This is a genomic window from Pontibacter mucosus, assembly GCF_003054055.1.
GTDB classification, from domain to species: domain Bacteria; phylum Bacteroidota; class Bacteroidia; order Cytophagales; family Hymenobacteraceae; genus Pontibacter; species Pontibacter mucosus.
In genome coordinates this window covers 203512-217796 of sequence record NZ_QBKI01000008.1, presented here as the reverse complement: position 1 = coordinate 217796, position 14285 = coordinate 203512, and the positions used below count along the sequence as shown (strand labels likewise).

Sequence of the window (14285 nt, the reverse complement as noted above, 5' to 3'; positions counted from 1 at the left end):
AACTATTAACTATATTTTACAGGCTTGCCGTTTTACCGTCCTTAATTTCGGTTTCCACATACTTGGATGGGCACTTGAGCAGGATTTTGTCGGCCACGAACACGTCGTTTTGCATGTTGCCCGTTATCACCACTTGCTCTGAGCGTTCAAAGTCCTGCGGTTTAGGGTTAAAGTAGACCACCTTCTGCTCGTAGCGGTTGGTGTCCACCAGCATAAACGAGAAGTAGTTCGGGTCTACCAGCGGGTCGTAGTTCATGCCCACTATATGGCCCTGATCGTCCTTCTTCAGGCGGCCCACCACGTGTACCTTGGTCATGTCGCCATCGTCGGCGCGCTCAATAGCCTCGCCAAAAGAAACGTAGGTGCTGGCGTCGCCTACCGAAGACATGATGATAACAATTGCCACGGCAATTACCATAATCCCGATGATGTGTGTCTTTTTCATCTTTGTAAAAGTATAAAGGAGCTCTTTTGCTGTTTGGCTAACACACGCTGGTATGTTTTAAATCCAACGTGCTAAAACTATTTTTGGCCGGTAAGCCGGTTTATTTGTTTACCAGATCATCTTTCAGCTGCTTTTCCAGGCGGCTCACCTTGCGGTCTATCGCGACCAGGTAAGCGATGGTACCCACCAGCACCGTCAGCAGCACTACCACTACTACGTATATCTTGCCGTCCTGGCGCAGGGTGTCGGCCATCTCTATCTGTGTCTGCGGGGCCGAAGAAAACTCCACCTCCGACATCTGCCCGGGTTGCGCCTGTGCAGGCTGTAGTCCGGCAGCTGCCACAAGTATAAAGCACCAAAGGGCCAGTATCTTAAACAGTTTCATATAAGCGTTGTCTCAGTATTTCCAGTCTTGATTTTACGTTTACTACCCAGATGCCCAGCAGCGTCCAGCCCATCACGGCAGGGTAAAACACCATGCGCAGGCGGCTGTCGAGGTCGTAGGCGTTAAAGCCGGGGTTGCCTCCGTTGCCGGGGTGCAGCGAGTCCGTCAGGCGCGGAAGTATAAACAGAAGCGGGATAAGCGCCGCAAAGGCGAAGATGTTGTACACGGCGCTGATGCGGGCGCGCTGTTGCTGCTCGTTAAAGGAGCTGCGCAGCACCAGGTAGGCAAAGTATATCAGCAGGCCAATGGCCGATGCGTTCTGCTTCGGGTCGTTGCTCCAGTACTCGCCCCAGGTAAACTTGGCCCATTCCATACCTGTAATGATGCCCAGCACGCCAAACAGGATGCCCACCTTGGCAGCCTCGCTGGCGATCACATCATTCTCGATACTGGGCTTGCGGAGGTACCTGATGGAGTAAACCACCGAGATGAGCAGGATCAGGATCATGCCGAACCACATCGGCACGTGAAAGTATAGGTTACGGATAGTCTCGTTCAGGATGGCCAATCTCGGAACCTCATGCAGCATGCCGACCACTACTGTGTAAACCAGTAGCACAACCGCCAGCACTTTCCACCAATTTTTCTTCATGTCAAATCAAAGTATGCAGGTCTTGCGGGGCGCGTTGCCTGCTTTTCTAAAGACACTTAAAGCTTCTAATTCGTTCTGTTTCGTCTCTGTTTACGAGCCTAACGCAGCACTTTTTCCGCTCAGAGCACCCGCTTTTCGCTCCTATACCTTTACGAACGCCAAAGGTACGGGAATAAGATGTAAGAAACAGTGATTACAATCATGTTTATAGCGAGCAGAGTAAGCAGTTCGTCGAAGCTGGCGCTACGGTCGAGGCCGTCCATGGCGTTTTTAGACATCTTTATCAGCATCAGCAGCATCGGCACAATAACCGGAAAGCTGAGCACGGCCATCAGGGTGCTGCTGTTGGCGGCCTTGCTGGCAATGCTCGAGATCATGGTGAGCGAGGTGGAAAAACCCACGGCGCCCAGCAGGATGGAGAGCAGGAACATGGGCACATCCTCCACCGGGTTGCCCAGCACAAAACCATAAAACACGAAGCAGATGATGGCCAGCAGCAGCATCAGCAGGGTGTTGTAGATGATCTTGGCCAGGATTATGCCCTGTGGGCTGACGATGGAGTAAAAGTATAGCAGCCGCCCGCGATTCTCCTGCATAAAGCTCTTGGCGATGGCGTTCACCGACACAAACAGCAGGATTATCCAGAGCATGGCGTTCCAGACCGGGGCCACCAGAATGTTTGAGCGCATGCCGAAGCTGAGGTAGCAGACAAACACCACACTGCCCACATACAGCAGCATCCCGTTAAGGGCATACTTCTGCCGCCACTCCAGCACCAGGTCCTTGCGGATCAGGTATAAAATTTCTTTAAACAGCACGTTCCTTTTATTTTACCACAAAGGTAAGGCACAAATCGTTGGGAAAGTAGTTCGAGTTAGAGAGTTTGGGAGTTGAGGAGTTGGAGAGTTGAAAAGTTAGAGAGTTTGGGAGTTAAAAAGTTAGAAAGTTGGGAAGTTAACCACGCTGTTCCCCGGCTTACTTTATACCTTGTCCAGCTTATCATCTTGTGCGGCTGAGCCTTTACCAGAAGTATAGCCTTCTTCCTTACCCGCCAAAAGCAAAGAAGCACGTACCGCTATGGCCCGTGCTCTATACTTTATACTTTGGTGGATTGGCAAGGAAGCCATCCAGCAGTTGTCTCTACTCTTCTTTCTTCTTCTTTTTCTTATCCGCCTTGTGCTTCACTACCTTGGCGTCGCGGTAGAAGATGATCTCCTCGGCTATGTTGGTCACCTGGTCGCCTACCCGCTCAATCTTCTTGATGATGGAAAGTATGGCCAGCGCCTCCGCTATCATGTCCGGGTTAGCGGTCATGTACCGGGTCATAATCTTATCAGATTTTCGGTAGATTTTGTTCAGGGTCTTGTCGTGCTTGATCACCTGCCTGGCAAGGTCCGTGTCGTTGTTAACGAAGGCTGAGCGGCAGTTGGCGAACATTTTATCCGCCTCATCATACATGTACACCACGTTTGTCTGCTCCAGAAGCTCGGGGTTAAAAGGAGCGTCAAGTTTCGCCACAAAGTGGGCAACTCCCTCTACCGTGTCGCCGATGCGCTCCAGGTTCGAGTTGATCTTAAGTATAGCCAGCACCAGGCGCAGGTCCACTGCTACCGGTGTGTGCAGTGCCAGGAAGTTCTCGCACATGCGGTCTATCTTAATATCGAACTGGTTTACCTTGCGGTCACGCTTTACTACCTGCTCGGCCAACTCTTTGTTGGCTGTCAGCATGGCCTCGCGGCCGGCCTGCAGCTGGTACTCTACTAAGTCCCACATTTCCATGAGCTTAGTTTTGAGGCGGTTTAATTCGATATCTAATTGGTTCATTTAAGTCTTTTTTTGGGGTGAGCACTGTAAGGTACAAAAAGGAAGGTACGATCGTATCATCCAAAACGGCCCGTGATGTAATTTTGGGTGCGTTCGTTTTTCGGACTTGTGAACATCGATTTGGTTTTGTTGTACTCTACCAGCTCGCCCATGTAAAAGAACGCGGTATAATCGCTTACGCGGCCGGCCTGCTGCATGTTGTGCGTCACAATCACGATGGTATAGTCGTTTTTCAGCTCGTAAATCAGTTCCTCAATCTTAGCCGTGGAGATCGGGTCCAGCGCCGAGGCGGGTTCGTCCATCAGCAGCACCGAGGGCGAGATGGCCAGCGCGCGGGCAATGCACAGGCGTTGCTGCTGCCCCCCCGACAAAGCCAGCGCCGACTTGTCCAGCTTGTCCTTTACCTCCTCCCAGAGGGCCGCCTGGCGCAGCGACTGCTCCGCGGCCTCCTCCAGCACCGACTTCTTCTTGATGCCCTGTATCTTAAGGCCGTATACTACGTTCTCGTAAATGCTTTTCGGGAAGGGGTTGGGCTTCTGAAACACCATGCCTACCTCTTTGCGCAGCTCGTCCACACGCACATCCTTGGCATAGATGTCGCGGCCGTCCAGCAGAATATCGCCCTCTACCCTGAAGCCCTCTATGTAGTCGTTCATGCGGTTTAGCGTACGCAGGAAAGTAGACTTTCCGCAGCCTGACGGGCCGATAAAGGCAGTCACGTTCTTCTCTTCCATGGCGATGTTGATGTTCTTCAGCGCATGGAAATCTCCGTAGTAGGCGTTGAGGTTTTTGGCCTCCAGCTTGTTATGTTTTTTGCTCATGTTTAAAAGGAAGTATAAATAAGCCCCTGCCTTACCATTTTACCTTGCGCTGTTGCCTGTTGCGCAGGTACACTGCAATGCCGTTGAGCAGGAACGTAAGCAGCAGCAGCACTATAATAGCGGCTGCGGCGTTTGTCAAAAATGCCTCCTGTGGCCTGGAGGTCCAGTTAAAGATCTGGATCGGCAGCACGGTAAACTCATCCAGCGGAGAGCTTGGCGTAAACGGCACGTAAGCCAGGGCGCCAATCACAATCAGCGGCGCTGTCTCACCCACCGCCCTGGATAGGGCCAGGATGATGCCTGTCAGGATGCTGCCGAAAGAGGCGGGCAGTACCTGGTTCCACACCGTTTGCCACTTAGACGCGCCCAGGGCGTAAGAGCCGTCGCGGATGCTGCGTGGCACTGCCTTGATCGCCTCGCGGGTCGTCACGATGATGATCGGAAGTATGAGCAGCGAAAGCGTGAGCGCACCGGCCAGCAGGCTGCTCCCCAGTTTCATCTGACGCACGAAAATCTCCAGGCCCAGCAAGCCATAGATAATAGACGGCACGCCAGCCAGGTTGGCAATGTTTATCTCCAGGAAATTAGCCCATCTGCCTTTCTTGCCATACTCCTCCAGGTAAACCCCGGCAGCTACCCCCAGGGGCAGGGCAATGAGCGTGGTTAGCACCAGAATCCAGAGGGTACCTACCCAGGCCGTCTTAATGCCAGCCTGGCTGGCCCTGCGCGATGGCAGGCTGGTCAGGAAATCCCAGTCTAGGCGTTTGGCTCCCTCCATTACGATGTCGATCAGGAAGATGGCCAGCACCACCAATCCTATAAAGGTACAGAAGATACCGAAGATCTGGAAGGCTTTATCCTTTAACCTGTTAAGTTCAGAGTTAGTCATACTTTTCCTGATATTTCTTTTTAATCCAGAAGCTGAGGTTGTTCAGCGCGAATGTGAAGACGAACAGCGTGATGCCTGCCGCGAAAATGGTTTTATACTCCAGCGAGCCCTGCGGCACGTCGCCCATACTTACCTGCACAATGTAAGTGGTGATTGTCTCGATAGGGACGAGCGGGTTCATGGTGAGGCGCGGTTGCTGGCCGGCGGCCACGGCCACGATCATGGTTTCGCCCACGGCCCTGGAAATGGCAAGTATAACCGACACTATAATGCCCGAGGAAGCGGCCGGAACCATCACGCCGAAAGAGGTTTGCAGCCTGGTAGAGCCCATGCCGTAAGCAGCCTCGCGCAGCGAGCGCGGCACGGAGCTTATCGCGTCCTCGCTCAGGGAGGAGATCATCGGGATGATCATGATGCCCATGACGATGCCGGCTGACAGGGCGTTGAACCCTGCGAGGCCAGGTATGAACTGCTGCAGAAAAGGGGTTACCACTGTTAAGGCAAAGAAGCCGTACACAACCGTCGGGATGGTGGCCAGCACCTCCAGCATCGGCTTCACGATCTGCTTCATGCGGGCATGCGCGTACTCGTTCAGGTAAATGGCGATGGTAAGGCCGATGGGCAAGGCCACGGCGATGGCAATAAGGGTGGTAAGCAAGGTGCCTGCCACCAGGGGCATGATGCCAAACTTTTTGTTGGCAAAAAGCGGGGTCCATTCCTTCTCTGTAAGGAACTCCACGATGGATACCTCCTTAAAGAAGCCGATGGACTCAGAAAGCAGTACCCAGATAATGCCTATGGTAACAAGAATTGTGATTAGGGCGGATAACCACAACAAGCCCTCGATAATTTTCTCAGTTACTCTCAAGGTGCTGTTTATTTAAGTAGCCCGGGTATGGCGGTTTTCCCAACCACACCCGGGCAATTATTTAGACTTTAATTTTATTATTGCTTAGCAGAGGCTGCTCCCTTGCCGGAAACAAACTGCTCAAACTTCTGGCGTTGCTCGTCATACAGGTTGTCTGGGAGTGGAATGTAGCCTATTTCCTGGGCCAGCTCGCCTGCTGCGTCGAGGTAGAAGTTCACAAAGTCTACCACCTCCGGGCGCTCCACAGCTTTAGACTGCACATAGATGAACAGCGGGCGCGACAGTGGGGCGTAGGACCCGTCTTTCACTGTCTCCAGGGAGGCTACAATGGCGCCTTTGCCGTTGCTGTCATCGCCATCGTCCACGGCTACTGCTTTCAGCTTGCTCTTGTTTTCTTCGTAATAGGCAAGCCCGAAGAAGCCCAGTGCATACTTGTCTGTCGACACGCCCTGCACCAGCACGTTATCATCCTCACTGGCCGTAAAGTCGCCGCGGCTGGCGCGGGCTTCCCCCACAATGGCCTCCGTAAAGTAGTCATAGGTGCCAGACTCCACGCCAGGGCCGTACAGGTGCAGTTCCTGATCAGGCCACTCCGGGCGAATCTGGTTCCAGCGGGTAATTTTGCCTTGTGCCGCAGGCTCCCATATTTTTTTCAGCTCCTCCACGGTAATTTCCTTTACCCAGTCGTTCTCCGGGTGCACCACCACGGTCAGGCCGTCGTAGGCCACAGTCAGTTCTACATAAGACAGGCCATTCTGCTCAGCGGCTTTGGCCTCATCGTCGTGGATGGAGCGGGAGGCGTTGGCAACGTCTACGTCGCCTCTCACCAGTTTCTTAAAGCCGCTTCCCGAGCCGGATACGCCCACTGTTACCCTTACATTCGGAGCCTCGGCGCGGTATTCCTCTGCCACAGCCTCGGTAACAGGGTAAACCGTAGAGGAACCGTCTACCTGCACATTGCCCGAAAGATCTGAGCCGCCGGCGTTTTCCTGGTTGCCGCCACAGGCACTAAACAGCATGGTGGTGCCCACCAGTATGGCTGCAGCGTTTAGGTTTGTAAGCTTAAATTTTAACATAAGCTGTTGGTTGTTTATAAGGTTGATTTTTAGAAGTCTTATATGTACTGACACTCCAGATTATACTTGTGTGTCCGGTAAGTAGTTTTGGGAGCCGCGCCTGCCGCAGATTAATGGCCTTTTAGGGTGCGAAGTGACACAGAACTGATGGAATTTGATAATTAAACGTGTTAAGAAATTATAAAGCTTTTCTCTCTTTACAGCGATAACTCCATCTGCAGGCGGAACTGGTAAGTGTTATCCCTGCCCGGCTGGTCCTGCAGCGTCACGTCGCTTTGTACTTTCAGGCTGTGCCCCACAATATACTTGGAGACTCCCAGCGTGTATTGCTCCTGCGCCCTGATTCCGGTTTCATTCTCCGGGTTGAAGGTGGTGTACCGTCCGGCTACCTCCCAGTTGGATGGCAACAGGTAACCGGCTTGTATATTAAAGGCGTTGCCCGTCACAAAAGTCTCTTCCACGGCATCGCTTTCGTCTCTCAGCACCACCGGGCCGTCCGGCGCTCTCCGGTTGGCATACTCAGCCATCGAGGAGAAGCCCCTGTACTTGAACATGGCGTCCACGAACACGGTGCTCAGGTCGCGCTCTGCCGTCAGGAAGTCCCCCAACTGGCCTCTGGCCCTGGAAGCGTTGTCGTTAAAGTCGTAGGAGGCGGCCAAAGCCAGTTTCGGTGTCTGTTCCCGTTCCAGGTCTCCGCCCACGTAGTCCCCATCGCCCCTGAACTCTCCGAAGGGCAGCAACTCCACCCGGGCGGTGTAGGCATAGCCACCCGCGTTGTTCACCGTGATGTCGCGGCCTTCGCCCATGCTGATGGCGCCACTCTCGCGCAGCACCATGTTACCCACCTGGTGCTGGTGGTGCAGCTGCAGGCCCACATCGCGGTCGAGGTTGAATTGTGAGTTCAGGAGGCTGCGGTCAACAAATTGCATTTTCTGGGAGGAAACAACCCGCTCGCGGTTGCCGGGGAGCTTGGTCTGGCCCGCCCACAGTTCCAGGCCCGGCGCGAAATTCCATCGGGCCACCGCGTCCAGGATAACATTATCGGCGTTGTTGGTCTTGTCGGGGATGTCGCTGCCGATGTCGCTGTTGCTCAGCCCGAGCTCGATTTTGTAGGTGAGCTTAGGGGAGTAGGCAAAGCCTTCAAACTTCAGGCGGGCCCTGCGGATGAGGAGCCTGTCGTCCCAGTTGTCGGTGGCAGGGTTTTGGATTCCCTGGTAAAGTACCTGAAAGCGGGTGCTGAACTTGAGGGCGAAGGAGGAGTCGGCGGCTACAAATTGTAGGCCCTTGCCAAACCTGGAGTCATTTATACTTTGCCCGTGGGTAGCCTGGGCAGCAAGGAAAAATAAGAGCACCCATCCAGCTCTTTTAAAGTGTTTATTCACGAGGTAAAGGGTTAGGTGAGAATTAACCTTTATACTTGCGTATGGTTAGTCAGGCCATACTTTTTTGCAAATTACCTGCAGTTAGTCAGGCTGCGGGTATTACCTTTTGCAATCTACGCTGCAAAGTAACGCGTGTTATATTACCTGTTAATTACCCCAATGTTAACTTAATGTTAAGTCGTGTAGGCGGTGGGTTTGCGCGCCTCTGTGGGGTTGAGAGCCTGCTGGGGAGAGCAGTGCAAAGTATGGAGCCAAATGTAAAAGTATAAAAAAAGCATACCCTCTGGCATTGCAGCCAAAGGGTATGCTGTACCTGCGAAGGAGGTATTAGAAGTTGAATTGTGCCTGCAGTCTCAGCCGGTTGCCGTGCTGGTTGTTATCCGGGTTAGCTGCATTGCGCACCGTTCTGTCGCCGATGGAGTAGAGGGCAGTAAACTCCAGACTCTTGTTGATGAGCCATTCCGCACCAATCTCTGTTTCATACACCAAGTAGCCGGGTGCGTCTTTCTCATGTTTTTTGCCCCCATCATAGTACTGTGCCTTTACAAATGGCATGATAACCTGATCGCCCGCCTTAAGCCTGTACATGGCCTGGGCGTAGCCACCATGCAGCGACTTCTCTACAATTGCGTTTGCCGTTGGGTCGTACTCGGGGCCCTTGCCAACGTTATACTCTGCCTGGAAGCCCAGGGGCTGCGGATACACCACAAGCGATGCCGCCACGCGCTGGTCTGTGTAGCTCTTGTCCACGGCAACCCCAGAAGTTACCATATCAGGCGTAACCGTATACTTGCCGGAGTAGGCTTGTATACCTGTTTCTATAAACTGGCCATTGCTTAGCTTAAAAGGATAGGTGAGCCTGGCAACGGCATGCAGGTTGTCGTTGGCCTCAGGTTTGTTAGCAGTCTGCCCGTTAAATACGCCGATGCCCAGCATGCCGTAGTCTCCGCTTCCTTTCAGGCCAGAGCTGGTCAGCTCATCAAAACGGCCCCTGATTTCCTGTGGCGCGTAGTAGAAGAAAACACCCAGGTCACGCTCGTTGGCGATGGCGCTGTTAAGGGCATCGTTGCGGTCCAGGGTAAGGCGGTTGCTGCTCGATTGCAAGTTCTCAAAGCCGTACGGAATCTTGCTCTGGCCAAGGCGTATCCTGTATTCCTTCTTCTGGTCCATCGCTACATCAAAGTAGGCGTCGCGTAGTTGCAGGAAGTTCAGAGCGCTGGAGCTTGCCGAGGAGGCCAGGTCTGGCTGTATATAAAAGGAGATTCGGTCGGTTACATTGCCGCTGAAGATCAGGCGGGCGCGCCGGATAAATAATCCGCCATTTTCACCAAGTGACTTGTCGCACTGGTCGCACTTCAGGTCGGGGTTGGTTTCCAGCAGGCGGTTGTACCTGATTTGGGCGTAACCTCTGATGGAGATGATGTCGTACCAGGCCTTCTTTTTAGGAGCTTCCTGCGCTGCAGCAGGGGCTGGCAGCGGCACCAGCACCGACGTGCTCTGTGCGGTAGAGTCTGAGGTTTGGGCTTTTGCTTCTGTCGAGACTAAAAAGCCTGTGGCTAGTCCTGCCGCCAGGATAGCACGCGTTACTGTCGTTACCTTCATTTTTGGGTGAGTATGGTTTTACTGACTGCCCTAGTCTGTTCTCGGCGCGGAGTCTACTCGCGTAAGGAAGGCAGTTGTTGAAACTAAAAGCCTTTCATCATTTGCTTCAAAAGAGGCCCCCGTTTTCAACGCCGCAAAGATTGAGTGTTAATATTATTTGTTTGTTATGCCGGTGTTAAGATAGTGTTAACAAATCTTCTTTTTGCTTTTCCAGTACAAAGTATAAACAGGCGATGCGTGCCACCTTCCGCCACAAAGTATAAACCTGGCCCACCCCCTCACGCACAAAAAAAGGCTGTTGCAAATATACATTTGCAACAGCCTCCAGTATAGTTTTAAATTCTGTTTAGAATTTGTAGCCAGTCCAGCCGAATACGGATGTATCAGCACCTGTGTTTGCACTGTTTGCTTTGATGTTTGCGCCGTCAGGGTTTTTAACCTCCTGGCCTTTCACCGTTACGCCTGTATGGTGATACTCGACAACAGTTCCGGCATTTCCGTTACCCTTGCCGTCTGTCAGGTCAATCAGGTCTGTGGCGGAACCGCCTTTGATAAGGAGGTTGGTGATATTGGCTTTAGCGCCTCTGCGTACTTTCACAGCGTCCTGCATCTCGAAAGTAGACTCGTTCACAATCGTGATGTTCTTGAAGATGAAGTCAGACTGGTTCACGTCGCCGGGGGTGTTGCCATCCAGGTTGCCATCCAGTTCAGCGCCTCTTGGGTCAGACTCTGTGCTGGTGTAGCCGGCCTTCCAAACACCGTAGGCGTTATCCAGCGTGCCAGACCAACCTTGTGTCACGTCGAACATGTCGTCGTCAGAGTCCACTACCAGTAGGTTCTTCACATTTACCGAGCCACCGAAGAACTCTATCGCGTCATCAGCACCATACGGAATGTAAACGTTCTCGATTTTAGTGCCGCTTCCCACGCCATTCAGCGTCAGGCCATTGTGCTCGATATCAGCGGAGGATTTCGCGCCGGTATACTCCAGGATAAGGTATTCGATTGAGCCAGAGTTGTCGTTGTTATTGTCGCCACCGTAGATAACAGCCGGGTTAACCTCTGTGGTGCTGGTGGTAACTTTGCCAGCCGGGCCGGAAAGTTTTGCCTTACCGTTAATAATCAACCCACCCCAGTCGCCTTGGGCAGGGCTGGCCGCTGCAGAAGTTATTTTAACTGGCTTGTCGGCCGTTCCGTTCACGAAGATCTGACCGCCTTGCTCCACAAGGATGTACTTGTTGAAGCCCTTCTCGGCTTTGATAACTGTGCCTGCAGGAATACGGAGTTTACCGCCATCCACTACGAGCAGTGAGCCTGTTAGTTTGTATTCAATGTTTGGGTCAAGTGTTACTTCGGTGGAAATGTCACCGCTTAGCTCATTGCTCACAACTGGGGCTGGTGTCGAATCATCGTCATCTTTGCATGAGAATAACCCCAGCGGAATCATCAATAGGTAAAGGATTGTCTTTTTCATTTTTTTGATTGTTTATACAATATTAGTAATGAGAAATCAACTGAATGTGAACGGATTATTAACTAATTGTTAAAACTGGTATGTCACGCCGAAGTCAAACTGTACACCTCTTTTATAGCTGCGGATAACCACAGTCTGAGGAGCTGTATCGGCGCCGGCACCTTCCCGGGTGAGTCTATAGGCCGGGTTTAGGAGGTTTTTGGCTTTCAGGTTGAGCTTAAGGTGCTCGTTCAGGCCCACTGCGGTCACAAAGTCCAGGGTGGTGATGCTTTCCTCAATCAGGTTGTTGAAGCCGCGTGTACCGATGGTATGCACTTTGTCGCTCAGGTAGTTCAGCACCAGTGCTGACGTTACGCTCACATTTTTGTCCGTCAGCAGATTGTAAGTCAGGTCCGCGTTGAGAATGTAAGGGGCCGCTCCTTCCAGGGTAGAGGATGTGTTCTGCACAAAGAAAGTCGGGTCCAGGTTTACTCTTGTATGGATGTAGGACGCGTTCAGGCCGGCGTTCAGACGGTGCTTTTCGGCCAGGTTCATCAGCGATTTTCTCACTTCCAGCTCCACACCGGTGGCCACGGCATGGTCCGAAACGTTGTCATAGGTTCTTAAACCTGCTGAGTTGCCCTGGTCTACCCTTGCGATGGGGTTGAGGATATGCTTGTAAAACGCATTCACCGATATCTGCTCGCCCGCGGATGGGTAAAAGTCCCATTTCAGGTCGAAGTTGTAGTTGGTGGAAACCTCCAGGTTCGGGTTACCATTCTCGTTTCCGTCAATGCCCAGATAAATGAAGGGTGATATTTCCTTATCCTGCGGCAGGGTATAGGTGCGGCTGATGCCTGTTCTCAGATGGTTTTTATCGTTGAGTTCGTATTTCACGTTAAGGCTGGGCGAAAGAAAGAACTCATCAATCGTGTTAGAACCGACATCAGCGCCACGGTTAACCTTATAGTTAATTTTCGTGTAAATGTCATCTGCCCTTAAACCCGCATTTAATGTAAGTTTGTCTCCGACCTGATGCACCACGTCCACATAGGCGCCATGGTTGTTTCTTTCCACATCATATGTGTCGTTGAAGTGTTCCACCCGGAAGTCGCCGTTCGCAAAACCCGCTTGATTAAAGTATGGTTCGAGGCGGATATCATCTAATCTGAAAGTAGGGAGAGTGCTCTGCCCGCCAGCCCAGATAAGGTTGTAAATGGGTGCCGAGAAATCTTTGGTGCTTATCCTGCTATCGTAGCCGACTTCCAGATAAGACAATTTTTCCGGGTCTGTTGAAAGCGCGTACTGCAGGTTAACTTTAGGAAGTATAGCGGTTTCTGTTATTTTACTGTTGAAGCGCTGGTTTCTTCCTTCCCCCATACCCAGTTGCACCATGCCGTCCCCGATAGAAGGGAACAAAATGATTCTGCGGTCAGGCTCCTGGCCAATCACGTGGTTTACCGCAGCCCCTACGTTAAAGGTAATCCGATCCGTTAAGTTGCCGTCCCAGATAAGTTGGTTTATGAAGGCCGTATTGTCGTTGACCTGCAGGCGCCTGGTGTAGCCTTCGGAATTATGATCCTCTGCTACCTGGAATTGTTCTGTTTCCTTGCCGTAGAAACCTGCGGCGGCGGCTGTGGCTGTATGCAGGTACAGGGAGTTATAGCGCAGTTGGCTGTTATTGAGGTTGAATTCCAGGTTAGCCCCTAACATATGGGAGGCGCTTCGGGTGGATTGCTGGTAATCAAAGTCACGGAAGGGGTTCTCGGGGTTGGTGGCTGTAATCAACCGGGTAACGCCCTCATGGTAGTGGTACTTGTTATCCATGGCCCCGACAATAAAGAAACGATGCTTGTCCAGAAACCTTTTGCCGCCGGAAAAAGAGATGCCGCCATTTAACAAGGGGTTTTTCTGTGTTGGGTCGAGCGAGTTATTGAAGGAATAATCACCTAGGAATTGCTGCCCACTCCCGGTCTTAGGGTTGCCTGATGCTGTGGCATAGCCAAATTTGCTCAGGCCATCGGGCACATAAAAGTCGCTGCCTGGCACCTGGCTGTTTATCCCGGTCGAGATTCCGATTTGAAACTCACTGTCATCCACAAGTTCTTTGGAGTTGATGTTAATCAGCGCGCCCCCCACATCACCATTCATCGATGCGGAGAATACCTTGTTCACATCAACCGACTGAATCATGTCGCTAGAGAAGAAGTCGAGGGATATGTTCTTGAATTCAGGGTCTTCGGAAGGTATGGCGAACCCGTTGAGGGTGGTGGTGTTGTAGCGGTCGCCCAACCCGCGGACGAACACGTTCTTTACGCCGTCACGCTTCGAAACGCCTGAGATTTTGGCAACCGCGCCTTCGGCATCGCTAACCCCTTTCCGGGAGAGTTCCTGTGCGCCGATGGCTTGGGTGGCTATAACGGCTTTCTTCTGGTCTAAGAGTAAGATTTGCTCCGTTTCCCTGTTCCCTTTTGCAGTAATTGTTACCTCTGCTAGCTGTGCGGTGTTTTGCTCCAGCCTGATGTCAAGCGTTGTGGTTTTGCCTGCCGTTACGGTAACATTGGCAATCGTTTTGGGCGTGTATGACAGGCTGTTCACCTCTAAGGTATAAGTACCTTCCTTCACGTTGTCGATGCGGAAGTTGCCGAAGGCATCTGAAGGCGCCCCCAACCCCGTATCCTGAACCCTGACGATAGCGCCAATCAACTCTTCGCCGTTGCTGGCGTCTTTAATGGCTCCCTGTATGCTGCCAGTCTGCGCATGCACCGATAGGAAAGCGGATAACAGGAAAAATAGAACTGTGGTGAGATTCTGTCGCATTGTATTGTAGTCTAATTGATGCGACAAAAGTAGAGGGATTGTATTACCTCAATATTAATAGGGGGTTA

14 protein-coding genes are annotated in these 14285 nt (G+C 52.2%); all 14 read right to left on the bottom strand.

Going from position 1 to position 14285, the window contains the following annotated elements; translation table 11 throughout:
* Positions 1–16: 16 nt before the first annotated feature.
* The 14 genes from C8N40_RS16285 to C8N40_RS16225 all read right to left on the bottom strand — a co-directional run bounded on the left by C8N40_RS16285 (position 17) and on the right by C8N40_RS16225 (position 14217).
* Complete coding sequence (locus C8N40_RS16285; protein WP_092102713.1) at positions 17–445, bottom strand: cytochrome c maturation protein CcmE domain-containing protein; 429 nt, start codon at positions 443–445, stop codon at positions 17–19.
* Between the two features lie 100 nt (positions 446–545).
* Entirely contained in the window at positions 546–830 is a 285-nt protein-coding gene (locus C8N40_RS16280; RefSeq protein ID WP_245905154.1) for a CcmD family protein, read from the bottom strand.
* A complete protein-coding gene (gene ccsA / locus C8N40_RS16275; protein WP_108212866.1) occupies positions 817–1482 on the bottom strand; it encodes a cytochrome c biogenesis protein CcsA in 666 nt (221 codons plus the stop codon). Before ccsA ends, C8N40_RS16280 begins: the two co-directional genes overlap by 14 nt.
* 149 nt (positions 1483–1631) lie before the next feature.
* Positions 1632–2300: a heme exporter protein CcmB gene (locus C8N40_RS16270; protein WP_245905153.1), complete on the bottom strand. Its 669-nt coding sequence runs from the start codon at positions 2298–2300 to the stop codon at positions 1632–1634.
* Positions 2301–2462: 162 nt separating this feature from the next.
* On the bottom strand, positions 2463–2609 hold the full coding sequence (locus tag C8N40_RS22735; RefSeq protein ID WP_170114128.1) for a hypothetical protein: 147 nt from the start codon (positions 2607–2609) through the stop codon (positions 2463–2465).
* Between the two features lie 13 nt (positions 2610–2622).
* Complete coding sequence (phoU, locus tag C8N40_RS16265) at positions 2623–3306, bottom strand: phosphate signaling complex protein PhoU (protein WP_108212865.1); 684 nt, start codon at positions 3304–3306, stop codon at positions 2623–2625.
* A gap of 56 nt (positions 3307–3362) precedes the next feature.
* Positions 3363–4127 (bottom strand): phosphate ABC transporter ATP-binding protein PstB, encoded by a 765-nt coding sequence (gene pstB / locus C8N40_RS16260; protein ID WP_108212864.1) that lies wholly within the window; start codon positions 4125–4127, stop codon positions 3363–3365.
* Positions 4128–4158: 31 nt separating this feature from the next.
* Positions 4159–5016, bottom strand: a complete 858-nt coding sequence (pstA, locus tag C8N40_RS16255) for a phosphate ABC transporter permease PstA (protein ID WP_108212863.1) — start codon at positions 5014–5016, stop codon at positions 4159–4161.
* Positions 5009–5884, bottom strand: a complete 876-nt coding sequence (gene pstC / locus C8N40_RS16250) for a phosphate ABC transporter permease subunit PstC (RefSeq protein ID WP_092102939.1) — start codon at positions 5882–5884, stop codon at positions 5009–5011. The genes pstA and pstC overlap by 8 nt, the downstream gene beginning before the upstream one ends.
* 77 nt (positions 5885–5961) lie before the next feature.
* On the bottom strand, positions 5962–6960 hold the full coding sequence (locus C8N40_RS16245) for a PstS family phosphate ABC transporter substrate-binding protein (RefSeq protein ID WP_108212862.1): 999 nt from the start codon (positions 6958–6960) through the stop codon (positions 5962–5964).
* Between the two features lie 197 nt (positions 6961–7157).
* Positions 7158–8312 (bottom strand): porin, encoded by a 1155-nt coding sequence (locus tag C8N40_RS16240; RefSeq protein ID WP_108212917.1) that lies wholly within the window; start codon positions 8310–8312, stop codon positions 7158–7160.
* Positions 8313–8669: 357 nt separating this feature from the next.
* Complete coding sequence (locus C8N40_RS16235) at positions 8670–9944, bottom strand: porin (RefSeq protein WP_108212861.1); 1275 nt, start codon at positions 9942–9944, stop codon at positions 8670–8672.
* A gap of 346 nt (positions 9945–10290) precedes the next feature.
* The gene (locus C8N40_RS16230; protein ID WP_108212860.1) at positions 10291–11418 is read right to left on the bottom strand and encodes a hypothetical protein; all 1128 of its coding nucleotides are present in this window, start codon (positions 11416–11418) and stop codon (positions 10291–10293) included.
* A gap of 69 nt (positions 11419–11487) precedes the next feature.
* Positions 11488–14217, bottom strand: coding sequence for a TonB-dependent receptor (locus C8N40_RS16225; RefSeq protein WP_108212859.1), 2730 nt, complete (start codon positions 14215–14217; stop codon positions 11488–11490).
* Positions 14218–14285 lie beyond the last annotated feature (68 nt).